Raw genomic sequence first — 24,685 nt, forward strand, 5'->3', positions numbered from 1 at the left:
AATGCCTAGAGTTCTGATTTCAGACAAGTTAAGCCCACGCGCCGCGGATATTTTCCGTGACCGCGGTATCGAGGTCGATGTTCTCGTCGGCATGAGCCCAGAAGAGCTGACCGCCAAGATCGGTGATTATGACGGGTTGGCGATCCGCTCGGCGACCAAGGTGGTCGCTGATGTCATTGCAGCGGCGGACAATCTCAAGGTCGTGGGACGGGCCGGCATCGGTGTCGACAATGTCGACATCGCGGCGGCGACCCAGCGCGGCATCGTCGTGATGAACACGCCCCATGGGAATTCCATCACCACGGCAGAGCATGCGATTGCCATGATGTTCGCGCTCGCACGGCAGATTCCCGAGGCCGACCGTTCGACCCAGAGCGGAAAGTGGGAAAAATCCCGCTTCATGGGCGTCGAGCTCACCGCCAAGACCCTTGGCGTGATCGGCTGCGGCAATATCGGCGCGATTGTTGCCAACCGGGGCCAGGGCCTGCGTATGAAGGTCGTGGCCTATGATCCCTTCCTTTCGCCCGAGCGTGCCGAGGATCTGGGGGTTGAAAAGCTTGAACTGGACGAATTGCTCGCCCGGTCAGATTTTGTGACCCTGCACGTGCCGATGACCGAGCAGACAAAAGGCATCATCGATGCCGCGGCCATGGCGAAGATGAAGCCCGGCGCCAGGATCATCAACTGTGCCCGTGGCGGTCTTGTGGTCGAGGAAGACCTGAAAGCCGCGCTCGAATCGGGACATGTCGCGGGCGCCGCGCTCGACGTATTTGCCGAAGAACCGGCGCGTGAAAACGCCCTGTTCGGTATGGACAATGTCGTGGCCACGCCGCACCTGGGCGCGGCCACGGTCGAGGCGCAGGAAAAGGTTGCTCTGCAGGTCGCCGATCAGATGTCGGATTACCTGCTGACCGGTGCGGTTACAAACGCTCTCAATATGCCGTCTCTGACCGCCGAGGAAGCCTCGCGGTTGCGGCCTTATATGCTGCTGTCCGATGGCCTGGGCAGCTTCGCCGGTCAGTTGACCCGCACCGGCCTGAAGGCGGTCACCATCGAATATGAGGGTCAGGTTGCAGGCCTGAACTGCCGCCCACTGACCCAGGCGATCCTGACCGGCTTGCTGCGGCCGATGCTGGAATCCGTGAATATGGTCAATGCGCCGGTTGTTGCCCGCGAGCGCAACATCGATGTCTCGGAAGTCAAGCACGAACGGGACTGTGACTTCCAAACGCTGATTCGGGTCACTGTAACCACCGAACGGGGCGACCGCGCCGTGGCCGGCACTCTCTTTGGCGGCCATCGGCCTCGCCTGGTCGAGATCAAGGGCATCGAGATCGAGGCCGAGCTGGCGCCGCACATGCTCTATATTTCCAACGAAGACAAGCCGGGCTTTATCGGTGCCCTGGGCATGGCGCTCGGTTCGGCGGGGGTGAACATCGCAACGTTCCATCTGGGGCGGGCCGAGCGCGGCGGCGCGGCGATTGCTCTCCTCGAACTCGATGCAGCCCTGGATGCAGCGGTGATCGAAACGCTGAAGGCTCTTCCGGGTATCCGGCAGGTTCAGCAGCTGAGCTTTTAAGAGGGCCTCAGGCTTCTTTGTCGGCCAATCCGCGATGCGCGAGGTGGCTGATGCGCCAGACCGCGAACATGGAGAGCATGACAGCACTGCAGAAGACGTAGAGACCCGCGTGGACCGTGACGTCGGATACCAGTGACATCTTGGCGATAACGACGACCAGGGCCACGACGAAGACATCCAGCATCGACCATTTGCTGAAGAGTTCGACCCTCCGCAGCGCCAGACCCATCCCGCTGTACGGCGCATCCAGCCGACGCCATACCAGAAAAGCGAGGACGAGCTTGCAGACGGGAAAAATGATGGTGAAAACCACGATAATGGCCACCAGCAGGTAATCGCCGCTCTCAAGCATGCTGAATGCGCCCTCGATGATCGAAACTTCGTTGTAAAAGACAAAGAGTGTCTGGACGGTCATGACCGGCATAAACCAGCCCGCGACCAACAATGCGGCAGAGACCAAAAGGAGCAGTCCCAGGAGACGGTCGGCCAGTCCGGTGCCTTGGTCCGACGCTGTTCCATCGTTTTCCGGGCTGCTGTTAGGGTCGGATTCAGCGGGCATAGGGGTGTCTGCGCATCAAGCCCGGCTCGCACCGGGGGGGATTCTGATTCATCTCGACGATCATGAGGATTTCCAATTGCCGTTGGCCGGTAAAACTAGTAGTCACTTCCCCGCTGTCAACAGAGGACGCAGGAAAGCTTGCGGCAGGCCGCAGGGGCGGTTTTTCGCAAGAATTGCACCAATCTCCATGGCAATCGTATGAACACTCTTGGCGATAAAGCACTGCTGCCCGCGGGCCTGCAAGATATTCTTCCACCCGCGGCGGCCCACGAGGCCGGCATTGTCGAGCGCCTGATCGCTGCTTTCGCAGGCTGGGGCTATGAACGAGTAAAACCGCCGCTTCTTGAGTTCGAGGAAGCGTTGCTCTCCGGGCCGGGCCAGGCCGTTGCTCAGCAAACCTTCCGCCTGATGGATCCCGTTAGCCACAGGATGCTCGGCCTGCGGGCGGATATGACCCCGCAGGTGGTGCGCATCGCCGGCACACGCTTACGCAATGCGCCGCGTCCGCTGCGCCTTTGCTATGGCGGGCAGGTGCTGCAGGTCAAGGGCAGCCAGCTGCGGCCCGAGCGGCAATTCGGACAGGTGGGGGCTGAGTTGATCGGGGCCTCGCAGGAGCGCGCGGATGCCGAGGTGGTTCTCCTGGCCGCCCGCGCCCTGGAGGCCGTTGGTGTCCAGGGGCTGTCCATCGATCTCAACCTGCCGCCACTGGTCGGCGCGCTCGCCAAGGACCTGGGGTTTGACGCTCTGCAATCGGCTGCGCTACGCGAGGCCCTGGACCGGAAAGATGCCGCAACGGTGTCCCAACTCGCGGGCGATAGGGCGGAACCCTTTTTGGCGCTTCTGCGCGCCGCCGGACCCGCTGACGAGGCACTGGTCGAGCTTGAAAGCCTGCGTTTGCCCTCTGCCGCGGATGTGGAACTCGATCGCCTGAAACGGGTTGTGGGCCTGATCAGAGCCGAAGCGCCGGAAGTGTCGCTCACGCTCGATCCCGTGGAGCACCGCGGCTTTGAGTATCAGACCGGAATCAGCTTCGTGGTTTTTGCCCGGAACGTCAGAGGTGAACTGGGCCGGGGCGGCCGCTACGACGCAGAAATCGCTGACGGTTCCAGCGAATCCTGTACGGGGTTCACGCTCTATATGGATACGGTCCTGCGGTCCTTGCCAAAGCCCGATGTCGCGCGCCGTCTCTTTGCTCCCGTCGGAACTCCGGTTGCCCGTGTAAAGGCGCTGCAGGCGGAGGGCTGGCGTATTGTGGGGGCACTCGAGGATGGGGCCGATGCCCGCACCGAGGCAAAACACCTGCACTGCAGCCACGTGTTGATTGATGACTCGATCGAACCCGTGGACGCAAGTCTTGAAACAGAGGAAGAGTAACCATGGCTAACGTCGTAGTCGTCGGCTCCCAATGGGGCGACGAAGGAAAAGGCAAGATTGTCGACTGGCTCTCCGAGCGCGCCGACGTGGTCGTGCGTTTCCAGGGCGGCCACAATGCCGGGCATACTTTGGTGATCGACGGCGTGGTCTACAAACTGTCTCTGCTGCCGTCAGGCATCGTGCGTCCCGGCAAGCAATCTGTCATCGGCAACGGGGTCGTGGTGGATCCTTGGGCGCTTTTGGAGGAAATCGAGCGCATCTCCGCACAGGGTGTCGCGGTCACGCCGGATTCGCTGACCGTTGCTGAGAACGTGACCTTGATCCTGCCGTTGCATGGGATGGTCGACCGGGCCCGTGAGGCTGACCGCGGAGACGCTAAGATCGGCACGACCGGCCGGGGAATTGGTCCGGCTTACGAGGACAAGGTCGCCCGCCGCGCGGTCAGGCTTTGTGACCTGGCTGAGGAATCCGCCATTCGTGAACGCGTCGAGGCTTTGCTGCTGCACCATAACGCCCTGCTGCGCGGCCTGAGTCAGCCCGAGGCAGATGGCGAGGAACTGATTGCAGCCCTCCTGGAGATTGCGCCCAAGATTCTGCCGTTTGCCGGGCGAGTCTGGGATGTGCTGGATCAGGCGGACCGCCGAGAACAGCGGATCCTCTTCGAGGGCGCGCAGGGTGCGATGCTCGATGTCGATCATGGCACCTATCCCTTTGTGACCTCCTCCAACACCGTGGCAGGTCAGGCCGCCGCGGGTTCCGGCATCGGGCCGAAGGCTATGAATTACGTTCTGGGTATTACGAAGGCCTATACCACGCGTGTGGGCTCCGGGCCTTTTCCGACAGAACTCGAGGATGAAATCGGTCAGCGTCTGGGTGAGCGCGGGCATGAATTCGGGACGGTAACAGGCCGCCGCCGGCGCTGCGGTTGGTTCGACGCGGTGATGGTCCGTCAGGCCGCCAAAACCGGCGGGATTGACGGGATTGCCTTAACCAAACTCGACGTGCTTGATGGCCTCGAGACGCTTAAAGTCTGCACCGGCTACCGGGTTGACGGCGAGGAACTGGATTATCTCCCTGCTCTGGCGTCCCGTCAGGCCAAGGTGGAACCCATCTACGAACATCTCGAAGGCTGGAGCGAGAGTACCCAGGGTGCGAGATCCTGGGCCGAACTACCTGCGACAGCGGTGAAGTATATCCGGCGTGTCGAGGAGCTGATCGAAGTTCCGGTCGCGCTCCTCTCCACCAGCCCGGAACGGGACGACACCATTCTTGTCCGCGACCCCTTCAAGGGCTGATCTCGTCTCCCGAGCAGGCTTGCAAGATTTAGGGCCCGAGATCCAAGCGCCGCCAGGGTTCTCCTGGCGGCGCAAATGCTGCCGCACCCCAGAATTTTGGGTGGCAACGAGCCCGGACGGCCGTGATTGAGTTCGGCTGTTGTTTGTGTGCGATTACCGCGCCGTTAACTATCTTTTTGTTATCTCTGGGTTAACTTTTGACTCTGACGGGATTGCCGCGTGCGTGGATCGCCGCTGCTGACCGGCTTGTGGCCTGCGCGGTGGAGCTTGCAGCCCACAGGCGCAGAGAGACAGTTTTGAGACATCGCGATCGCGGTTGCTCCGGAAAGCCGCGGGTGGCCGGGCGAACGGGCGGAGAGGATATGAGCGGAACTTCGGCAGGTCGGGCCGGAAAGCGGGGGGCAGAAAAGGGGATCGAACTTTCCGATCGCTATGAGGTTTATCCTGACCAACCTTTACCGTTTCTCAACTCGCCGGGCTGCGATGCCGTTGCGGCGCTGGACAAACGGAATCCGAGTCTCGCGCTCTTTGCGTTGATCTGTTCTCGCGAACTTGCGCCGCGCGTGGATGCCGTCAGGTCTCTCTCTCATGTTGAATCAAGTGCTTTTCTGACGCCGCGCGCCTCTGGAATCATCACGCAGGCAAGTGATCAAAAGCGCAAGTTTGTCATCATCTTCGAGCAACCGCGCGGTGAGCGGGTGCAGTCAGAACCTAGTGCCAGCTTCCAACCTCTCTCCGAGGACGATCTGATCCGCGGTGTCATAACACCGATGGTTACGAATCTGCGGGAACTCGGCGGCAGAATCCTGGCGCATCGGGCGATCCGCGCAGACAACATCTTCACCAGTGGCGGCAGCAACCAGGAGATCATTCTGGGTGAGTGCGTCAGTTCGCCGGCGGGATACTTCCAGCCGGTGATCTATGAGCCGATTGATGCGGGCATGTCGACCCCAAGTGGCCGTGGACCCGGTTACATCAGCGATGATTTTTACGCCCTTGGCGTACTCATCGCAGTTTTGAGTCATGGTGGAAATCCGGTTCCTCAGCTCTCTGATCAGGAAGTGGTTGCTTCAAAGATTGCTGTCGGTTCCTACGCGACCTTGGTCGGACAGGCGCGGGTTTCCCTCAAGCTGATGGAGGCGCTGCGCGGGCTGCTCTGCGACGACCCGGCTGAACGCTGGAACATCATGGATCTGGACCTTTGGGCGAACGGCCGTCACTTAAGCCCGAAGCAGGCCACTCTGTCGGCCAAGGCTGCCCGTGCCTTTGAGTTTGATGGCGAGGAGTACAATACCGCACGGGGACTATCGTTTGCGATGGGGCATAACTGGTCCCTGGCACAGGAAACGCTGCGGGACGATGCGCTGGAAGGTTGGGTGCGCCGGAGTTTATCCGATGAAAAATGCGCGTCCGCGATCCTTAAAGCGAGCCGCATGTCGCGCATGGGCGGCGAGGGGGGCGGAGGCCAGGACAAGGCCGTTGCTGGCGTGCTGACGGCGCTCGATCACTTGGCTCCTATTCGCTATAAGTCGATTTCCGCTCGTTTGGACGGTTTGGCGCAGGCCCTGGCGATTGATTTCGACAAAGACCATGTGCCGCAAATGATCTCCGAGGTCGTGCGTTCGAAGCTGCATAAGTCGTGGATTGAAGTCCAACCCTCTATGAAGCCTGAATACGTTCCCTGGATTCGTCAGGCGGACATCATCGAGAGCTTTGTCAATCGTTCACGCATTGGCTTCGGCCCGGAGCGGGCGCTTTACGAGTGTAACTCCAGCTGGCCGTGTCTTTCCCCATTGCTGAAGAACGATTTCGTCAACGAGGGCGCGGAGCTCCTGCCTGCTCTGGAGCGCCTGGCACAGGATGGTATTCCGGATTACGTGCCTATGGACCGCCACATTGCCGCCTTTTCCGCGACCCGGGTGAAAAACCTGTCTGAGCGCCTTTTCATCCAGTTGGCGGAACCAGCAGACAAGCTGCAATACAACGTCTCGGTCCTGCGCTTGTTCTCGGAAATTCAGCGCGCGACCGGCCCTGAAGCTCTCCCGAACACAGCGCGCTGGTTCGCGAAGCTCCTCGGACCGATAACAGAGACCTATCATTTCCGCAGTTTCCGGCAGCAGCTTTCCAAGGGCATCGAGGGGGCGACTCAAAGCGGTGACCTGGCTGAGTTGCTTTGGCTGGTGGATAACGAAAATCTACGTCAGCAGGACGAGGTTGGCTTTGCGCAGGCGCAGAATGAGTTTGCGAGCATTGCAGGTCAGATCACCTGGCATGAGGATGGCGCGCTGACGTCCGATGCACATGTCGCCGCGATCAGCCAGCGGGCGTCGGCTGTGGTGTCCGCGGTGCTCGCAAGCGTTTCGATCGCTGTGATGTCGTTCATTTACGTGACCTGATGGAGAAGACTTTTGGCCACTGAAACCGAGAAAAGCAACAAAATGACATGGATCCTGCTGGCGATCCCGGTCAGTGCGGTTCTGCTGCCGACCTGCCTGCTTTTGCTCGTCCTGATGTTGCCGACGATGGTTGCCTTTATCGTGGACGGCACACCCGGTCGAAAGTTTGTGATCACCGTCGGTATGATGAATCTGGCGGGGACCGTTCCGGCTGTTGTCGACCTTTGGGGGCATGGACAGACCTTTCAGGCCTCGTTCGAGGGCATGTCGAATGTGTTTGCCTGGGCGGGTGCACTTATGGCATCGGGCGTTGGTTGGCTGATCTACTGGGTCATGCCGCCGATCATTGCGAATTATCAGGGGATCGCCTCGCGCGCGCAGGTTCTTTCTCTGCGCGCGAAGCAAAAAAAACTGATCGCCGCCTGGGGGGATGAGGTCGCGGCCGTTGTTGCCGAGCCCTACCGGCAAGGCGATGAACCGGCGGAAGAAGCGCCGGAACCGGAAAGCTGAATACTGATGCTCAGGTTTGGCCCGCAATGAGGCGCCGGCGCAAAATAATCAGATTCAGCAGGATGAAGTAAAAGAAATAGGTCTCCTGCACTTCGCTGGCGCGGCTAAAGAGAATTCCATCGTAGTCGATTGCCGAGAGCAAGCGCTCAGAGTTTTTGGAGAACTCTGCCAGAACTGCAGTCGGCAATGTGATCAGCGGCGGCAGCACAATCGCGAAACGCGACTGTCTGATCTCGGGACGTTTCAGCGCGGCAAGCGGGATCAGTATGCCGCCGAGGACAACGCCGAGTTCCAGGACCGCGCGCGGTTTCTGATCGAACCAGGAACTTACATTGTGGAGGTTGGTTTCCTCCTGGTCGTTCACGGCCTGCCAGGCTTCCGGCGTATCCCACTTCAGATAGTGCTGACCCCAACTGGCCTCTTCACCGCTGATGTAGAGACACCCCAGGGCCGCCAGCAGGACCCAGATGGAGATCCACTTGTGGCGGCGCACCTGGGGCATGAAAAGCATACGCACACCAAGAATGAAGCCGGCCAGGGGTATCAGGGCATGTGAAAGCTCCAGGAGGCCGCGCTCCTCGCTCCCCATCCAGACGGCGTAGAATTCCGGCGCCGCATGAGCGAGGACCAGCAGTATCACCGCGACCGCAAGCGGGAGCCAAAGCCAGACCCAACGTGGCAGGTGATCCGCATCAGATTGAGGTATCGAAGGGGCATGCGACTCGTGGGAAGTCATCAAAAAAGCTCGCTTTTGGCGACCTGGCATCTGCGTTGGCAGCGGCCGGCCTTGTTATCGAAATGGGATGTTGCGGAGAGTAGGCGAAACGCCGGGGCGAGATCAAACCGCGAGTTTCGATTTTATAAAAAAAGGCCGGCCCCTGGACTGAGGCCGGCCTTTCACTATGGGTTAGGTTCCTGCTTAAGCGGTTGCGAGACGCTGTTCGATGGCGGCGTTGCGAATTGCCTTCTGCAGCTTCTCGAATGCGCGGACCTCGATCTGGCGCACCCGTTCGCGGCTGATTCCATACTCCTGCGACAGCTCTTCAAGTGTCGTGGGATTGTCCTTCAAACGCCGTTCTTCAAGGATGTGACGCTCCCGCTCGTTCAGTGACTTCATGGCTGCCACCAGTAAAGCTCTGCGCTTGCTAAGCTCTTCGTCTTCGGCGAGCGAGGTTTCCTGGTCCATGGTGTCATCGACCAGCCAGTCTTGCCATTCGCCGTCGCCGTCGATCCTCAGCGGTGCATTCAGCGAGTTGTCCGGGGCCGCCAGCCGCCGGTTCATACTCACCACGTCCGCTTCAGGCACGTTCAACTGCGTTGCGATATGGGTTACCTGTTCCGGATGCAGGTCGCCCTCTTCGATCGCCTGCATCTGGCCTTTGAGCTTCCGCAGGTTAAAGAACAACTTCTTCTGAGCCGCGGTCGTGCCCATTTTGACCAGCGACCAGGAGTGCAGGATATACTCCTGAATGGCGGCCCGGATCCACCACATGGCGTAGGTGGCCAAACGGAAGCCGCGTTCCGGATCGAAGCGCTTTACCGCCTGCATCATGCCGACATTACCCTCGGAGATCAGTTCGGAGACCGGCAGGCCGTAGCCGCGGTATCCCATCGCGATCTTGGCGACCAGCCGCAAATGGCTGGTCACAAGCTGATGCGCGGATTCCACATCACCGCTCTCGCGCCAGTCTTTTGCAAGGGTGTACTCCTGCTCCTGCTCCAGCATTGGAAACTTGCGAATTTCCTGCAGGTAGCTGGAGAGATTACCCTCTGAACTCAGGGCCGGAACTCTCGGTGAAGCCATATCAAAATCCTCCTAATACCCCGCCGGAACCCCGGGTACGCCTAATGTTCCGGCTTCAGGTAAACCCCCGCGGAAGGCGCGAAACCTTCGCCACGGTTTCATGTTCTACAATACTGCCAGGTAATCCCCCTGGAAACGGCTTCAATTCACAAAACCGTATGTATTATGTAGGTACGCAGCTTGCGATCCACAAGCAATCGTCTCGAAATTCACCCATGGGGAGTAATTTTAAACTGGTTCTAAAGACGAAATCAACTCCTTTATATCTGGCGGTAATTTACTTTCAAATTTGAGGGTTTTCCCGGTAATCGGGTGTTTGAAGCCCAGAATCCGTGCGTGCAGCGCCTGGCGCCTGAAGTCTCTGAACGCAAGGCGGGCATCCGGTGGCAAACGCTGTAGTTTGGCGTCACTCACACGTCCGTAGACCGGGTCGCCGACCAGGGGATGACCCTTTTCCGTCAGATGCACGCGAATTTGATGGGTTCTGCCGGTCATCAGGCGGCATTCGATCAGGCTGACAGCGCCCTGCGCATAGCTTTTCAACGTTTGGTATCGGGTCAGGGCGCTTTTGCCGCCGCGGCGGACGACCGCCATTTTTTTGCGGTTTCGGGGGCTGCGGCCGATATTGCCTTCGATCTCGCCTTTTGCGGGGCTGGGCGCACCCCAGATTACGGCTTGATAGGCTCGTTCTATATCGCGGGCGGCGAAGAGTTCGGTGAGGGCCTGATGCACGGCCTCAGTCTTGGCGGCTACGATCAGACCGCTGGTATCCTTATCCAGCCGGTGCACGATGCCGGGGCGCCGCACGCCGCCGATGCCTTTGAGTGATTCGCCACAGTGTCCGATCAGGGCATTGACCAGCGTGCCGTCCAGATTTCCGGGGGCGGGGTGAACAACCATACCCGCCGGTTTGTCGATCACGATCAGGTAGGGGTCCTCGAAGACGATATCGAGATCGATCTGCTGTGCCTCGGGTTCCGCCGCGACGGCTGGCGGAACCTCGAGAAGGAGCTTCTGACCGGGTTTGACCCGAAATGCGGGGTTGTCTATCGTCTTGCCGTCAACGCTGAGCTGACCGGTGGTGATCAGGCCTTGCAGCCTGCTCCGGGACAGCGTAGGCAAATTCTTGACCAGGAGGCGATCGACACGTTCGCGTTTGTCGGCGGGGTCCACAAGGATTGCGTGGCGTTCAGACACGTCCGGATCGCCGGATGCCTTGAGATCCGCCGGGGAAGCGTGGGCGGAATCAGGGCGGTCCGGGTCTGCGGGGCCGGGTGGTGCGTCTGTGTCGGGCAAAGCCTTGTGCTTCGATTGTTAAGTCAAAAACTCTCCAGAGAGATAGCCTTCCCGCATGAACCTTGAAAGCCTAAAGCGATGAAAGCCGTTAAGACCGCCGTTATTTTGATGTCAGTTCTGATCGTCGCCGGTTTTGGCTTCGTGATCTACACCATCGCCGCACGGATGATGTCCGGAGAACCGGTCCTGCCGCCTTCTTCAGCCGGTTCCAGCCAGGAAGACATAGCGACCAGCTTTGGCGAGGTAGATCTGCCGGTTCCTGTCGGCTGTGATCTGGAGTCTGTCCAATTGGAGGGCAATCGGCTGCTGATCACGCTCGATGGTCTCGACGACCAGCGTTGCAAGCAAGTCATTGTCATGGACGCCTTGAGCGGAGAGACACTCGGCAGAGTTACACTACGGCCGGTCGAATAGATATGGCAGACGTATCGGGAGCGGCCGGTTCGCTCGAAAAATACGATTCAGGATAGTTTTATGACCAACTTCGCATCGGACAACGTGACCGCAATGGCACCGGAGATTCTGGCGGCTATCGCAGACGCGAACGAAGGCCCGGCAATGCCTTACGGCGAGGATCCTGTGACCGCGCGGGTGCGGGCGCGCTTCAATGACCTCTTTGAGACCGAGACACTTGTCTTCCCTGTGGCCACAGGGACGGCGGCGAATGTTTTGGGCCTGTCGCTTCTGACGCCGCCGTACGGTGCGGTATACTGCCATCGTGACGCGCACATCGTGGTGGATGAGTGCGGTGCTCCGGAGTTTTACACCGGAGGAGCGAAGCTCGTCACTTTGGAGGGGGCGGATGGCAAGCTGACAGCAGGTGTGGTTTCCGATGCCATCACTGGTGCCGGGGTTGTTCATCACGTGCAGCCCGCCGCTATCAGCCTGACCCAGGCGACCGAGGTCGGGACGCTCTATCGGCCGGATGACGTCGCCGCGATCGCCAAAGTTGCGCGCGCGCATCAAATCGGCCTGCACATGGACGGTGCGCGCTTCGCCAATGCTATCGCGGCGCTAGGCTGCAGTCCGGCCGAAATGACCTGGAAAGCCGGGGTCGATGTGCTGGCGTTTGGTGCGACGAAGAACGGGGCCATGGCCGCCGAGGCTGTGGTGATCTTCAAGCCTGAACTGGCTGCGGAATTCGGTTTTCGGCGCAAGCGGGGCGGACATCTCTTTTCCAAGGGCCGCTTTCTCTCGGCCCAGCTCGAGGGCTATCTCGAAGACGGTCTGTGGCTACGCCATGCCCTGCACGCCAATTCGCTGGCCACGCAGTTGGCGCAGGGGCTCGCCGGCTTGCCCGGCGTGACTCTTCATCACCCCGTTGAAGCCAATATGCTGTTTTTGTCGCTGCCGGAATCTGTGATCGCAGGTCTGAAGGCGGGTGGCTTCATGTTCTACGACTGGACAACGCCTGCGACGGCTGCGGGAATGCGCGAAATCCGCCTGGTGACTGCGTTTAACGGCACCGGGGAGGATGTCCGGGCCTTTGTTGCCTTGGCCGCAGATCTGGCCCGGAAAGCCGCCGAATAGGGCCTTTTTGGCCCCAATCCAAAACAAATGCTTGCTCCCGCGCGCGGCTTTGGTTATGTCATGCGCCTGTCCAGCGGGTCCCCATCGTCTAGTGGCCTAGGACGCCGCCCTCTCACGGCGGAAACAGGGGTTCGACTCCCCTTGGGGATGCCAACTTAGCGCTACGCTATTCTAATCCAATAACGCTTGTATTTCAGTGCCGTAGCAGTCGCTCTGTGCCGCTGAGGCGTGCGCCGCAGATGGCTGTGCTGAAGCCGGTCAGAAGAAAGTCGTACAAGCGGGGTAAGTTTCAACCCCTGTGGTTTCGCTGCTCCGGTTTCAATCCGCAACAAGACGCACTTATCGCAATCTCATCGGCTCTGCGTTAGTCGGAAGCAGACGCGCTTACATCGAGCACATCTGCCAGCTGAGCGGCGATGACCGCACCGATTTCGGCATCTCGGGCACGATAGTGGGCCGTCCGGTCAAGCAGGTTCATCGTGCCGACGATACGGCCGGCGGACTTGATCGGCACATTGAGGACGGCGTGAAGGCCCAGACCTAGGATCAGTTCGCTGTCATCGAACACCCATCGAATATCATCGCTGTTGTGACCGATGAAGACCTTGCCCTCCTCCAGGACATGCCGCCTCCATTCGCTATCGCGCTTCGGCTTACGACCGCCGATGGGATAGGCTTCCGGATTGCTCGAGTGTACGCGCTCCACCACCATTCGCGCCGCGTCGAACCGCATGATCGTGAAGAGGCGATGTCCTATCAAGGTCTGCGCGACCGCCTCCGCGGCAGTGAAGACGCCGTGCAAATCCGGCGCGTTGGATAGGGTCTCGGCGAAGTTATCGAGAACGTGCGCGGTCTTGTCTGCCGTCATGACGTCACCGACCCCGCGCGGTGCCGGCACGCCTGGGGTCGGCGCCGGCGAGGATACGCCCGGTTTCAGGGTGCCGATGGACGGCGAGCACACCGCCCGCTTTCCAGGTTCCATCCGGCCAGCGTTCCACCTTGTGGCCAAGCGCGAGCAATTCAGCGGCTGTCTCGTCCGGAATCGAGTCTTCGACCGTCAGGAGGTTCGCATGATAGGCATTGGGGGCAAAGGATGACGGGAAGCTGTAAGTGGCGAAGCGAGGCGCCTGTACGGCGTCCTGAACATTCATGCCGTGTACGAAGATGTTGAGAAAGACCTGCGCCATGGCCTGGATCTGGACGTCGCCGCCCGGCGTGCCGAACGCCAGCAGGGGTTTTCCGTTCTGTATAGCCAGCGCCGGGTTGGGTGTGAGCCGGGGGCGTTTGCCAGGGGCGAGCGAATTGATTGAACGGCTGTTACCCCTGGATTGCGACCCACGCGACGATGGGCAGAGGCCGGTGCCTGGAATGACGACCGTGTCCGCGGAGGTGTCGCTCGGCGTCGCGGAAAACATGTTCCCGTCACGATCAATGACCGCAACGTAAGAGGTGTCAGCGGAGGCGGGGTCGGTCAGCGTCCCCTCATCTTTCCAGCCTGTGTCGTGAGGATCGCCATCGGATTGTTCCAGAGCCGTGGCGACGGCCTGGTTTGCGTTCCCGACTTCAGCAGTAACCCCGGACGGCGCGCCGGCTTTCGGCATTTCAGGGCTTGCCTTATCAGGATCGATCGCTCGGCATCGCTCCGCCAGATACGCGGGCTCGAGAAGGCCGTCGACCGGAACCTCGACAAATGAAGGGTCCGCGACAAAGGCTTCGCGGTCCGCGAACACCAGCTTGAAAGCTTCGGTTAAGGTATGGATGTATCTGCTGGAATTCTGTTCGAGTGCCCCGATGTCGAGCCGGTTTAACATGCCCATTGTTTCAGCGAAGGAAATGCCCTGGCACCACGCACCACAGGTATAAATATCGATCTCTCCGAAAGGCACGGTCAGCGGCGTCTCGAATCTGACATCGAAAGACGCCAGGTCTTCGTATGCAAGAAACCCGTGATTCCGGGTGTGATAGGCCGCGATGGTTCTTGCAATATCGCCTTTGTAAAAAGCGTCGCGGGCAGCTTTCAGGCCGGCTCTCCGGTCACCGCCCGCGGCCGTTTCCTGATCGATCATGTATTGGACTGTGCCGGCCAGGTCCGACTGCCTGAAGAGCTGGCCGACTTCCGGGGGATGGCCGTTCGGCAGGTAAATCTCGGCCGATGCGGCGTGTCGCCGGTAGGCGTCCTGGTTCGTTCGGATGAAGTCTGCGAAAAGCGGGTAGACGGGGAAGCCCTCGCGCGCGTAGCGGACGGCAAAGGAGGCGACGTCGCCGAGGGTCATCGTGCCGAAGGTTGAAAGCGCCTTGATCCAGGCCGCCGGGGCGGCAGGGACCACGGTGCGAAGAATGCCGGTGGGAATCGCGCCGCCAAACTCGCGTTCGAAGAACTCGACCGATGCGGTGCGCGGCCAAACACCAAGACCATCGATGGTGACGACCTCGCCGGTCTCCGCAATCCGGATCATGATTGGTGCGACGCCCGCGAAGTTTACGAGATCGCTATGCAGGACACCGAGCGCGATACCCGCCGCAACGCCCGCATCGACGGCATTGCCCCCATCCTCCAAAACCGCCAGGCCCGCCTGCGTCGCGAGATCGTGTCCGGCGGCGATGGCGTGGGTTTCCGCGTCGACGTGGGTACGTTTTTCGATCATAAAAGTCCTCGGCTCAGTCGACCCGATGTGGATAGTCCACATTGAGCGAGAGCTTCATCAAGTCCCGTCCGATGATGATGTTGCCGTCGTAAACGCTTTTCATTTCGGTCACCAGCTGTTCCATCACCGCCGGTTGATCGAGCAGATGGATCATATGTGAGAGCACGACCGTCCTGACGTTGGCGCGCTTGGCGATCTCGGCGATGTCCATGTGGTTGCCTGACGCTTGCCGGTAGGCGTCTGTCGGCTCCATGCCGGACGCGAAATGGCACATGTGAATCAGCATATCCGCATTCTCGCAAAGCTCTACCATGCCCGCCGGTACACCGCCGCTGTCGCCGGAATAGACAAGAACGCCCGCATCCGTCTCCATCCGGAATCCCAGGCAGTCCAGAATTGGCTGAAAATGATTTGCCTCGCCGACGGTCACCCGCCAGGCGTCGCCTTCGATCACATCGCCCGGCACGACCTCTCGCAGGACGGGTGCCGGTTTCTTGCGGGGCAGGACTCCGCCGCGAGAGACATAAACGTCTTTGCTCGCCTGGTGGCTGACCCGGGATTCTATGTCGAGACCGAAGACGCTGTCCTCACCGATAATCCGGTCCGTTATTCGAACCAAAGGTTGCGGACCATAGACTTTCAGTTCAGGAATTTTTCCCGCGCCCATATCCCACCGCTGCAGCAGAAGGCGCGGGTAATCGAGCATGTGGTCATAGTGCATATGACTGATGAAGAGATGAGAGACCTTCGTCGGGTGGCTTCCCGCTTCGAGCAGGCGATGCTGTGCCCCCGGCCCATGGTCCATCACGATCACGTCGTTCCCGATCTCGATCAGATAGCCCGAACTCTGCCGCGTCAGCGACGGGGCCGGTGTGCCGGTGCCGAGCAACGTGATCTTCATGGCATTGCGTCCATTGGGAATGTTCGTCCTTGACCTGCTGAAGCTTCAATATACTATATAGTATAAATTCTAAAACTATTATGTAAAGTGTGCGCGTGATGGAACAGATAGCCACCGATGCCCTGGTCGACTCGATCACCGCCCAAGCCGAAGGCAGGGACCGGCCGAAGTATCTCCGTCTCGCCGACGCCTTTATCGAATGCGTGGTTTCGGGCAGGTTTTCGCCGGGGCAACGGGTCCCGACGGAGGCCGAGTTGACGCGGACACTTCCGGTCAGCATGGGCACGGTGCAAAAGGCGATGTCGAAACTGGCGGCGGATGGCTTCGTCGTCCGTAACCGCAAAACCGGCACCTTCATCAACGACCGTCTGTCCCAGGTGAACGAAGTGTTCGTTTACCGCTTCAAGGATCCGGTGTCGGGGCAGATCATGCTGCCCTTCGTCCGCACGCTGGCGGTTGAACGGGACGAACAGCAAGGGGCGTGGTCGGAGGTTCTGTCAGTCGCGCGCACAGTGCGGATCGACCGTCTGGTTTGGTTCGACCAGCAACCGCCCGCCTTTTCGAGCATCTACTTCAAGCCTGAACACGGCGAACAATTCCTGGGCATGCCTCTGGAAACCCTGCATGGCAGATCTCTTCACCGGAGCCTGATCGAAACCTTCAACCTTCCGTCCATCCGAATGGAACATAAGTTCGGGTGCCGGATTCTGAGCAACCAGGCCTGCGATGCTTTGATGCTGAAGCCCGGATCTTACGGGACCGTGTGGGACATTACCGATTTCACGTTCGGTGACACGCCGTTCCTTTTTCAGCGTTACCAGCTCTCGCCGGATCATCCGCCCGTGGAGATCGCGGAGAGCCATAACCATTGACCTTCGACGGTTCGATAAGGAAAGCCGGCAGACTCAGTCAGAACAGACCAAACTGAAGAGAACCGGCGCGATAACAATAAACTGCCAAAGACAGAGGAGTAAGACCTGATGAAAAGACTAACCACACTGGCGTGCGCCGCCGTCATCGCATTGACGGCGTCTCCCGCCCTCGCTGAATGGGCGCCGAAAGGACCGATCAATTTCTGGATTGGCTTCGGGGCCGGCGGCGGCACGGATACGCAAGCACGAGCGCTCGCCGAAGAACTGGAGGCGCTCAAAGGCTGGCGGATCATTCCGGAAAACAAGGCCGGAAGCGGCGGCCGTGTCATGGCGGCACAGCTGAAAGATGCGCCGAAAGACGGACAGACCATCGGGCTCGCGATCAACTCGACGTTCGATTTTCCGGCCGGCAAAAACATCAACATCGATGACTTCACGTTTCTGACTATGACAGCAGGTTCGCAAATGGCGATCCTGGCGCGTGCAGACAGCGGCTGGAAAAACCTCGACGACATGGTCGCGGCGGCGAAATCCGGCACGAATATCGTCTGGGCCAACTGGGGTGATCAGGTGCAGGCCGGCGCAGAGCTGGTTGCCCGGCACTACGGCATCAACGTCAATCACCTTCGCGGCAAAGGCGGCAAGTCGGCTGTCAACGCTCTGGTGGCTCAGGACGCCAACGTCGGTTGGGGTGGCGGCGTCCAACGTCCGCTGGTCGCGGCGGGCGAGCTTGTGATCCTGGCCGCTGCTGAACCGTCCCGGCTGGTGCAGGCACCCGACACACCCACGCTGATCGAGCGCGGGGTCATGGGGACAGGACTCGGATTCCAGTTTCTGCTGGTTGGACCGAAAGACATGGATCCTGAAGCCGCCAAAGCGATCACCGAAGCGGTGCATACGGTTCTGAAGAACAAGGATTCAAAGACCGCCAAGTTCGTCACAAAGCAGTACCCACCGGGTCCGCTGTTCACGTCCGGTGACGCGCTCTTAGAGCAGCTCAGGGCCAACCTGGTCGCCAATCAAGAGATGATCGAACTGGTCAAATAGCAATGCGGCTAGGGGGTAAAGAAAAGCGGGAGGCGCTGAACCCGTGGGATATCGGGTTCGGCGCCGCTCTGCTTGTTTTTGCCCTCTGGGCATTGTTCTTCTGGTTTCCGGCCGACATTCCGACGGGATTCTTTTTCATCAACTCGGTCGGCCGGGAGGAGCCGGGAGACGCTTTCTTTCCCATTATCCTCGCGTCCCTCCTCGCCGGGCTCAGTCTCATTCAGATGATCCTGTCCTGGCGTAACCGGCGGTCCGGTGACGAAGCCGGTGTGACCGGCGGTATCACACTATCGAACCTTAAGTTTCTGGCGCTCTTCCTGACTGTGGTCGGGGTCGGGCTCGGCCTCATGTACTGGCTTGGCCCTGTCACTGTCGCTGTTCTGAATGCCGCGGGGCTTTTGGATGGGACCTATCGAAATTTCTCCGACACGGTGCCTTACAAGTATCTCGGCTACGTCGCCGGCGGTTCTGTGATGACGCTGGCGCTCATCGTCTGGGCCGAAGGCCGGGTTCGACCCGTGGCTGTGATGATCGTTATCGCAGTGCTTGTCGTTGCAATACTGCTGTTCGACGTCGCATTGAGAAACGTGCTTTTGCCGCCGAACGCGGACTTCTGAGACGTTCGCTATGGAGATCGTATTCGAATACATCCTGCGCGGCGTCATGGAAGTCTTCTTCACGGCGGAGGGCGCGTTCGACTGGCTGCCGATTGCCATGGTGTTCGGCGGCCTGATGACCGGCATTGCGATCGGCGCAACCCCGGGCCTCAACGGGCCGTTCGCCATGGCTCTCTCACTCCCGATCCTGATCTGGATATTCGGCGTTAACGATGAAGCCCTGTTGCCGATTCTGGGATTTCTGATCGGCATCATGAAGGGCGCGACCGTGGGGGGCGCGGTGCCGGCGGTTCTCTTCAACACGCCGGGTACGCCGGACGCCTATTTGACCACGCTCGACGGCCACCCCATGACCAAGAATGGCCAGGGGCCAAAGGCATTGAAGGTCGCGCATTTCAGCTCGGTCTGCGGCGACACGGTCAGCGACCTGGTGTTGTTCGTGGCGGCCCCGGTTCTCGCGGTCCTGATCGAGAGCATTCTCGACCTTCCGGAAAAGGGTGCGCTAATCATCCTCTCGCTCTCCTTCATGGCCGCCGTGGCCGGATCGTCGCCGATGAAGGGCTTCATCGTCGGCGTGTTGGGCATGTTGCTGGCGCTGGTCGGCTCCACGCTCTCCGGGAACGGTCCGCGCATGACTTTCGGGATCGTCGAGCTCGGCAACGGATTGCCGTTGACGGCCGCGATTTTGGGCGTCCTGATCATCGGTGAGGTTTTCATCGGACTGGAAGAGGAGATCCGCAAAAAGGTGCGGAAAGTCCGGTCCACGCTCGATACGGCGCTGGGGGACAACACATTCGGTTGGCCGGAGCGGCGCAAACTGCTGCCAAGGATCGGCGTTTCGGCCTTGATCGGAACCGCGATCGGCGCGCTGCCCGGGATCGGCACGACGCTCGCCGCGACGCTTGGATACGACGTTGCGAGACGCTTCTCCAAGACGCCCGAAAAGTTCGGCACGGGACTTCCCGAGGGCGTGGCTGCAACCGAGGCTGCAAACTCCGCGGTTTCCGGTGCGAACCTGATCCCGGTCATGAGTCTTGGCATTCCAGGTAATTTTGCCGCCGTCTTTATTATCCTGGCCGTTGAGTCGGTCGGTGAGTTCACACTCGGCCCGCACGTTTTCAGATTTACCGAAATCAAGTTCATCGAGGACTACGGCACGATCATCAACGACGATCTTGTTATCGCCTTTGCGATGTTCACTTTGATGATGCTCGCCAACATCATGAACTGGACGGTCGGCGGTGCGTTCCTGCGCTCGCTCGGCGTCCTCGTGAAAGTCCCCAAATCGGTTATGCTGCCGGTTGTGCTGCTGATCACACTTACCGCCGTCTATGCCCAGGACGGTGGATTCATCGGGGTCTGGGTTCTGTTGATCTTCGGTCTGATCGGCTATGCGCTGAAAAGGCTCGACGTATCGATCCTGCCGTTCGTGATCGGCTTTTTGTTGTCGCCGAGGCTCGAGGAGTATATCCGGGGCGGCTATTCCGCATCCGGTGGCGACGGTCTCTTCCTGCTCAAATCGCCTCTTGCTGTCGTCTTCATCGCAGCGTCGATCCTTATCCTCGTTCTGGCGAACAGAAGGCGGAAAATCCCCGAGGAAGCATAACTCTTAAAGCTCCGGGACGACGTGCCAGATTCAATGGGGCTTCCTTTAAGGGCCCGGTATCTTCTAGACTAAGGTCATGTCCAAAACCTTCAAAGCGGCCTGTGTCCAGAACTGCGCCACCGCGGATGTCGCGCATAATACGGCTGCCACGCTTGAACTCATGCGGGAGGCGGCTGCTCAAGGCGCATCGTTGATCGCCCTGCCTGAATACTTTTCGGGCCTGGAAGGCATTGATGGCCTGCTGCACCCGGCGGCTTTCCCCGAGCAGGATCATCCGGTTCTTCCGGCTTTTAGCGAAGAGGCGCGGAAACTTGGCGTCTGGATTCTGCTTGGATCCCTCGGCGTAAAGTCCGATGACGGCCGCATCTTCAATCGCTCCTATCTCCTGGATGCATCGGGCGCGATCGTGGCGCGTTACGACAAGATCCATATGTTCGACGTGAACCTTGGCGCAGGGGAGATCTATCGGGAATCCGCCACTGTGGCGCCCGGTTCCGAAGCCGTGCTCGCGCAAACGCCCTGGGGCGGGTTAGGGCTTACCGTCTGTTACGATCTGCGGTTCGCGCCGCTCTATCGGACGCTGGCGAAAGCCGGCGCAACCATGTTGGCGGTGCCGGCGGCCTTTACGAAGGTGACCGGCGAAGCACATTGGCATGTCCTGAACCGGGCCCGCGCCATCGAGCACGGCTGCTTCGTGATTGCGCCCTGCCAGTACGGCACACTTTCAGGTGGCAGCGAATGCTTCGGCCACTCCCTGATTGTCGACCCCTGGGGGAACGTGCTGGCAGATGGCGGTAACGGTCCGGGTGTCATCGTGGCTGAAATCGACCCCGAGGCAGTGGTCCGGGCGCGCGGCAAGATCCCTGCGCTGGAACATGATCGAGCGATCACTTTTCGCCGTACCGGACGGGAAGAGCCGAAATCTGCGGCCGAATAGCGCATTCTGTAAACCTCTGGCCACCACGCGTTCAGGATCCCTAGAGCGCGTCATGTTTTAACGGAAACACTCTGTGTTTTCGCTAAAACATTTGAACCCGCTCTACATCTTATAGGTAGAGCAGATTCACCGGTACGACGGATCGCCCAAGGCGATTCCATCTAAACCGGATCTGCTCTAGACAACGCGCCGGCATTTCGCCGGCGTTTTTTTTGTCCGGTCGGGCAGAAGCCGAGATGCCTCTTTACATCCGCCTGGATTTGAGGGAAGCGGAGGGGATAGTCTGGGGTGCGTGTTGCTCTGGGGACTCGGGGCGGCCGGAAGGCCCCGGGGATGATCAGGCTGGCGGTTATGAGGTGGAGATGCAGGACCCGCACGAACTCACGGATGAAAAGCGTGCCATGGCGCTCGAGCAGGCACTGGGCCGCCAGCTTCGGGAATTCCGGAAGTCGAATAATCTGACGGTGTCCGAGCTTTCTGCCGTGTCGGGGGTTTCCCTGGCCATGATCTCGAAGATCGAGAACGGGCAGACCTCGCCCTCCTTGAGCACCTTGCAGAGCCTGTCGGTGGCTTTGAACGTACCCGTCACGGCTTTGTTCCGGCAATTCGAGGAGCACAGAACCGCGAGCTATGTCCCCTCCGGAAAGGGCCTCACAATCGAGCGGCGCGGCAGCAGGGCGGGGCATCAGTATCAACTGCTGGGCCATGGCGTGCGCGGTGAAATCACCGTTGAACCCTATCTGATCACACTGTCAGAAAAAGCAGATGTCTTCCCGCTTTTTCAGCATGTCGGCATCGAGTTCATCCATATGCTGGAGGGGGAGGTCGGATACCGGCATGGCGATCAGCTCTATCACCTCAAACCCGGCGACAGCCTCTTCTTCGACCCCAATGCGCCGCACGGCCCGGAAGAGCTTATCGAACTGCCGGCGCGGTTTCTGGCGATCATCAGCTACGCCAATAAAAACTGAGGCGTTTTTCGAAGACGGTCCTTTTATCAAATTTCAAAGACTCTCTGCATAACCTGCCGGTCGAGAAAGCATCGCCTCCGGCTTAACGCGTTTCCGCGACCCGACACTTTTGGAAAAACATCATGTCTGACGCCATTGCTCATAAACTCCTGGATGGACGCGGAATCGCCGCGCAGATGCGCGAGACCATCGCCACCGATGTCGAAAAGCTGAAGGACGGCGGCTGGGCGCCCAAGCTGGTCTCGATCTGTGTCGGCGACGAGGACGCGGCGCATATCTACGTCCGCAACCAGCGCCGGGCTGCGGAGAAGGTCGGTATGGCATTTGAGCCCAGAACCTATCCTGCCGATATTGGCGCGGAGGAGCTGCTGGGAATTGTTCACGGGTTGAACGTCGATCCACGGATCACCGGTGTCATCATTCAGCGCCCCATGCCGGATCACATTCAGGTCCGCGACATCCAGCGCGCGGTCCATCCTCTGAAGGATCTGGAGGGCATGCACCCCTCGAACATCGGCGATATCGTCTACAACGATTTGCGCATGGGGCCCTGTACGGCGGTTGCCGCGGTCGAGATGCTCAAGCAAACGCCCTTGCAGCTTGAGGGCCTGGAAGTGACGGTCATCGGACATTCGGCCATCGTCGGAAAGCCGATTGCATTCCTGCTAATGGCTGAAGGCGCGACGGTCAATGTCTGCCATCACATGACCCGGAATGTCGCGGTGCACTCCCGTCAGGCCGATGCGGTTTTCGTGGCGGTCGGAAAGGCCGGTCTGGTGACCGGCGACATGATCAAACCCGGTGCCGCCGTGATCGATATCGGCATCAACCAGATCGACACGCCCGACGGGCCGAAGGTGGTCGGCGACGCGGATTTCGACAGCTGTGCCGAGGTCGCCGGCTGGATCACACCCGTGCCCGGCGGCGTCGGGCCCGTCACCGTCGCCACCCTGCTGCGGAATGCCGTCACGGCGGCACGTCTGCAGCAGGAACACTATGAAATGGCATTTTCCGAGGAAAAACCGCAGGCCAGCCGCTAATCTCCTTGACGTTTTCCTCTGGTGAAAATAATTTTCTTTTAAGGATTTTTCACCCGCGGAACCCGGAAAGGTCGCTGCTATGTGCGGTATCGTCGGTTTGTACCTGAAAACGAGCAGTCTCAAGGACCGGCTCGGTGCGATGTTCACGCCGATGCTGATCGAGATGACCGACCGCGGGCCGGACAGCGCAGGTGTCGCGGTTTATCACGCCCCGGCGTCCGAGGGGCAGGTCAAGATCACCGCGTTCCATCCGGATCCGGGCTTCGACTGGGCGGCACTTGCCGAAGCGGTTTCGTCCGATCTGGGTGTGACCATCGAGCACCATGCGAACGACACGCATCATGTCTTGATCTCCGGCGGCGAAGCGGAAGCCCTGGAGGATGCTATTGAGGATTACGATCCGCTTCTGCAGGTGATGAGCGCCGGAACCACGATCGAAATCTATAAGGAAACCGGCCTGCCGGAAGAGGTGGCGGAGAAGTTCGGCCTGAAAGACATGAAGGGCAGCCACGCTGTCGGCCATACCCGCATGGCGACTGAAAGCGCGGTCACCACGGCGGGGTCTCATCCCTTTTCGACCGGTCTGGATCTCTGCCTCGTGCACAATGGCTCGCTGTCGAACCACAACCGTCTGCGCGAGCACCTCGCCACCCACCGGGGGATCGAATTCAAGACCGAGAACGACACCGAGGTCGCCGCTGCCTATGTGTCGGACAAGATGAACGCGGGCCGCAGCCTGCATGAAGCCCTGGAAGACTCCATTAAAGACCTGGATGGTTTCTACACCTTCGTCGTCGGCACGCGCGACGGCTTCGCGGTCCTGCGCGACCCCATCGCCTGCAAGCCCGCGGTTCTGGCGGAGACCGACGACTACGTCGCTTTTGCTTCCGAGTACCGGGCGCTGGTCGATCTGCCCGGTATCGAGACGGCGAAAGTCTGGGAGCCGGAACCGGCGGTGGTCTACAGCTGGGGAGGGCGGGCCTGATGCCAGGTGGACAAAATTCCGGTGGGCAGAATATCGAGGTGCTGGACCTTTCACTGATGCCACTGCGCGACGCGAATGCGCGGCTCCAGGGCGATGCCAAATCCGCAGGCGCCTTTTTCAAGGTGATCAATCCCCGTGGCGCGCATGCGCTGGCCTGCGGGCTGGACTCCGAGATCGAGGTCGAGGTCGAGGGGCACACCGGCTATTACTGCGCAGGTATGAACAAGCTGGCGCGCGTGGTGATCAAGGGGAATGCCGGACAAGGGGTGGCGGAAAACATGATGTCCGGCGAGGTTCGCGTGACGGGCGACGTCAGCCAGTCCGCCGGGGCGACGGCCCATGGCGGTTTATTGGTGGTCGAGGGCAATGCGGCCGCGCGCTGCGGGATCTCGCTCAAGGGCGGGGATATCGTGGTGAAGGGCAACGTCGGGCATATGAGTATGTTCATGGCGCAGGCCGGTACACTGGTAGTGCTGGGCGATGCTGGCGATGCGCTGGGAGACTCGCTCTACGAAGCGCAGATCTATGTCCGGGGCAGCGCCGACAACCTGGGTGCCGACTGCGTCGAGAAAGAATTGCGTGAAGAGCATCGCGAGAAGCTTCGCGACCTTCTGGGCAAGGCCGGTTGCTCCGACGTCGATGTGTCCGAATTCAAACGCTTCGGATCGGCGCGCGCGCTCTACAACTTTAAGCCCGACAACGTCGACGCCTACTAGGAATC

General features: G+C 60.0%; 23 protein-coding genes and 1 tRNA gene. 17 read left to right on the forward strand and 7 right to left on the reverse strand.

Annotated features, from left to right (window positions below):
* Nucleotide 1: 1 nt before the first annotated feature.
* Nucleotides 2-1,579: a phosphoglycerate dehydrogenase gene (gene serA / locus FKG95_RS05775; RefSeq protein ID WP_142895384.1), complete on the forward strand. Its 1,578-nt coding sequence runs from the start codon at nucleotides 2-4 to the stop codon at nucleotides 1,577-1,579.
* Nucleotides 1,580-1,586: 7 nt separating this feature from the next.
* Here serA and FKG95_RS05780 read toward each other — a convergent pair whose 3' ends face one another.
* The gene (locus tag FKG95_RS05780) at nucleotides 1,587-2,138 is read right to left on the reverse strand and encodes a paraquat-inducible protein A (RefSeq protein ID WP_142895385.1); all 552 of its coding nucleotides are present in this window, start codon (nucleotides 2,136-2,138) and stop codon (nucleotides 1,587-1,589) included.
* 198 nt (nucleotides 2,139-2,336) lie between these two features.
* Between FKG95_RS05780 and FKG95_RS05785 the strand changes: the two genes are divergently transcribed.
* From FKG95_RS05785 to FKG95_RS05800, 4 genes are all read left to right on the forward strand, one after another.
* Entirely contained in the window at nucleotides 2,337-3,512 is a 1,176-nt protein-coding gene (locus FKG95_RS05785; protein ID WP_142895386.1) for an ATP phosphoribosyltransferase regulatory subunit, read from the forward strand.
* A 2-nt stretch (nucleotides 3,513-3,514) separates the two neighbouring features.
* Nucleotides 3,515-4,807: an adenylosuccinate synthase gene (locus FKG95_RS05790; RefSeq protein WP_142895387.1), complete on the forward strand. Its 1,293-nt coding sequence runs from the start codon at nucleotides 3,515-3,517 to the stop codon at nucleotides 4,805-4,807.
* A 362-nt stretch (nucleotides 4,808-5,169) separates the two neighbouring features.
* Entirely contained in the window at nucleotides 5,170-7,203 is a 2,034-nt protein-coding gene (locus FKG95_RS05795; protein WP_142895388.1) for a serine/threonine-protein kinase, read from the forward strand.
* Nucleotides 7,204-7,245: 42 nt separating this feature from the next.
* Nucleotides 7,246-7,713 carry a hypothetical protein gene (locus FKG95_RS05800; RefSeq protein WP_142895389.1) on the forward strand — a complete coding sequence of 156 codons (468 nt, stop codon included), beginning with the start codon at nucleotides 7,246-7,248 and terminating at the stop codon, nucleotides 7,711-7,713.
* Between the two features lie 10 nt (nucleotides 7,714-7,723).
* Here FKG95_RS05800 and FKG95_RS05805 read toward each other — a convergent pair whose 3' ends face one another.
* The 3 genes from FKG95_RS05805 to FKG95_RS05815 form a co-directional block, all read right to left on the reverse strand.
* Nucleotides 7,724-8,449, reverse strand: coding sequence for a hypothetical protein (locus FKG95_RS05805; protein ID WP_142895390.1), 726 nt, complete (start codon nucleotides 8,447-8,449; stop codon nucleotides 7,724-7,726).
* A 183-nt stretch (nucleotides 8,450-8,632) separates the two neighbouring features.
* A complete protein-coding gene (rpoH, locus tag FKG95_RS05810) occupies nucleotides 8,633-9,517 on the reverse strand; it encodes an RNA polymerase sigma factor RpoH (RefSeq protein ID WP_142895391.1) in 885 nt (294 codons plus the stop codon).
* A 228-nt stretch (nucleotides 9,518-9,745) separates the two neighbouring features.
* Nucleotides 9,746-10,813, reverse strand: coding sequence for an RluA family pseudouridine synthase (locus FKG95_RS05815; RefSeq protein ID WP_246116702.1), 1,068 nt, complete (start codon nucleotides 10,811-10,813; stop codon nucleotides 9,746-9,748).
* A 78-nt stretch (nucleotides 10,814-10,891) separates the two neighbouring features.
* Here FKG95_RS05815 and FKG95_RS05820 point away from each other — a divergent pair, with 78 nt between their 5' ends.
* The 3 genes from FKG95_RS05820 to FKG95_RS05830 all read left to right on the forward strand — a co-directional run bounded on the left by FKG95_RS05820 (nucleotide 10,892) and on the right by FKG95_RS05830 (nucleotide 12,496).
* On the forward strand, nucleotides 10,892-11,227 hold the full coding sequence (locus FKG95_RS05820; protein WP_142895392.1) for a hypothetical protein: 336 nt from the start codon (nucleotides 10,892-10,894) through the stop codon (nucleotides 11,225-11,227).
* Nucleotides 11,228-11,287: 60 nt separating this feature from the next.
* On the forward strand, nucleotides 11,288-12,343 hold the full coding sequence (locus FKG95_RS05825) for a threonine aldolase family protein (protein ID WP_142895393.1): 1,056 nt from the start codon (nucleotides 11,288-11,290) through the stop codon (nucleotides 12,341-12,343).
* A gap of 77 nt (nucleotides 12,344-12,420) precedes the next feature.
* A tRNA-Glu gene (locus FKG95_RS05830) sits at nucleotides 12,421-12,496 on the forward strand.
* A gap of 211 nt (nucleotides 12,497-12,707) precedes the next feature.
* On the opposite strand, the gene FKG95_RS05835 is transcribed toward FKG95_RS05830, so the two are convergent.
* The 3 genes from FKG95_RS05835 to FKG95_RS05845 are packed head-to-tail and all read right to left on the reverse strand — an operon-like array spanning nucleotide 12,708 to nucleotide 15,889.
* Nucleotides 12,708-13,211, reverse strand: coding sequence for a GAF domain-containing protein (locus FKG95_RS05835; RefSeq protein WP_179953945.1), 504 nt, complete (start codon nucleotides 13,209-13,211; stop codon nucleotides 12,708-12,710).
* Between the two features lie 4 nt (nucleotides 13,212-13,215).
* Nucleotides 13,216-14,988 (reverse strand): gamma-glutamyltransferase family protein, encoded by a 1,773-nt coding sequence (locus FKG95_RS05840; protein ID WP_142895395.1) that lies wholly within the window; start codon nucleotides 14,986-14,988, stop codon nucleotides 13,216-13,218.
* 13 nt (nucleotides 14,989-15,001) lie between these two features.
* Complete coding sequence (locus FKG95_RS05845; protein WP_142895396.1) at nucleotides 15,002-15,889, reverse strand: MBL fold metallo-hydrolase; 888 nt, start codon at nucleotides 15,887-15,889, stop codon at nucleotides 15,002-15,004.
* Nucleotides 15,890-15,987: 98 nt separating this feature from the next.
* On the opposite strand from FKG95_RS05845, the gene FKG95_RS05850 reads away from it, so the two are divergent.
* From FKG95_RS05850 to FKG95_RS05890, 9 genes are all read left to right on the forward strand, one after another.
* The gene (locus tag FKG95_RS05850; protein WP_142895397.1) at nucleotides 15,988-16,761 is read left to right on the forward strand and encodes a GntR family transcriptional regulator; all 774 of its coding nucleotides are present in this window, start codon (nucleotides 15,988-15,990) and stop codon (nucleotides 16,759-16,761) included.
* 108 nt (nucleotides 16,762-16,869) lie between these two features.
* The gene (locus FKG95_RS05855; RefSeq protein WP_142895398.1) at nucleotides 16,870-17,808 is read left to right on the forward strand and encodes a tripartite tricarboxylate transporter substrate binding protein; all 939 of its coding nucleotides are present in this window, start codon (nucleotides 16,870-16,872) and stop codon (nucleotides 17,806-17,808) included.
* 2 nt (nucleotides 17,809-17,810) lie between these two features.
* Complete coding sequence (locus FKG95_RS05860; protein WP_142895399.1) at nucleotides 17,811-18,425, forward strand: hypothetical protein; 615 nt, start codon at nucleotides 17,811-17,813, stop codon at nucleotides 18,423-18,425.
* A 10-nt stretch (nucleotides 18,426-18,435) separates the two neighbouring features.
* Nucleotides 18,436-20,031 (forward strand): tripartite tricarboxylate transporter permease, encoded by a 1,596-nt coding sequence (locus FKG95_RS05865; RefSeq protein WP_142895400.1) that lies wholly within the window; start codon nucleotides 18,436-18,438, stop codon nucleotides 20,029-20,031.
* A 76-nt stretch (nucleotides 20,032-20,107) separates the two neighbouring features.
* Nucleotides 20,108-20,968 (forward strand): carbon-nitrogen hydrolase family protein, encoded by an 861-nt coding sequence (locus tag FKG95_RS05870; protein ID WP_142895401.1) that lies wholly within the window; start codon nucleotides 20,108-20,110, stop codon nucleotides 20,966-20,968.
* Nucleotides 20,969-21,204: 236 nt separating this feature from the next.
* A complete protein-coding gene (locus FKG95_RS05875) occupies nucleotides 21,205-21,939 on the forward strand; it encodes a helix-turn-helix domain-containing protein (RefSeq protein WP_142895402.1) in 735 nt (244 codons plus the stop codon).
* 122 nt (nucleotides 21,940-22,061) lie between these two features.
* Nucleotides 22,062-22,979, forward strand: a complete 918-nt coding sequence (locus FKG95_RS05880; RefSeq protein ID WP_142895403.1) for a bifunctional 5,10-methylenetetrahydrofolate dehydrogenase/5,10-methenyltetrahydrofolate cyclohydrolase — start codon at nucleotides 22,062-22,064, stop codon at nucleotides 22,977-22,979.
* Between the two features lie 79 nt (nucleotides 22,980-23,058).
* Nucleotides 23,059-23,964, forward strand: a complete 906-nt coding sequence (locus FKG95_RS05885) for a class II glutamine amidotransferase (RefSeq protein ID WP_142895404.1) — start codon at nucleotides 23,059-23,061, stop codon at nucleotides 23,962-23,964.
* Nucleotides 23,964-24,680, forward strand: a complete 717-nt coding sequence (locus FKG95_RS05890) for a GltB/FmdC/FwdC-like GXGXG domain-containing protein (protein ID WP_218940081.1) — start codon at nucleotides 23,964-23,966, stop codon at nucleotides 24,678-24,680. The genes FKG95_RS05885 and FKG95_RS05890 overlap by 1 nt, the downstream gene beginning before the upstream one ends.
* Nucleotides 24,681-24,685 lie beyond the last annotated feature (5 nt).

The sequence above is a fragment of the Denitrobaculum tricleocarpae genome (genome assembly GCF_007004665.1).
GTDB lineage: Bacteria > Pseudomonadota > Alphaproteobacteria > Kiloniellales > Kiloniellaceae > Denitrobaculum > Denitrobaculum tricleocarpae.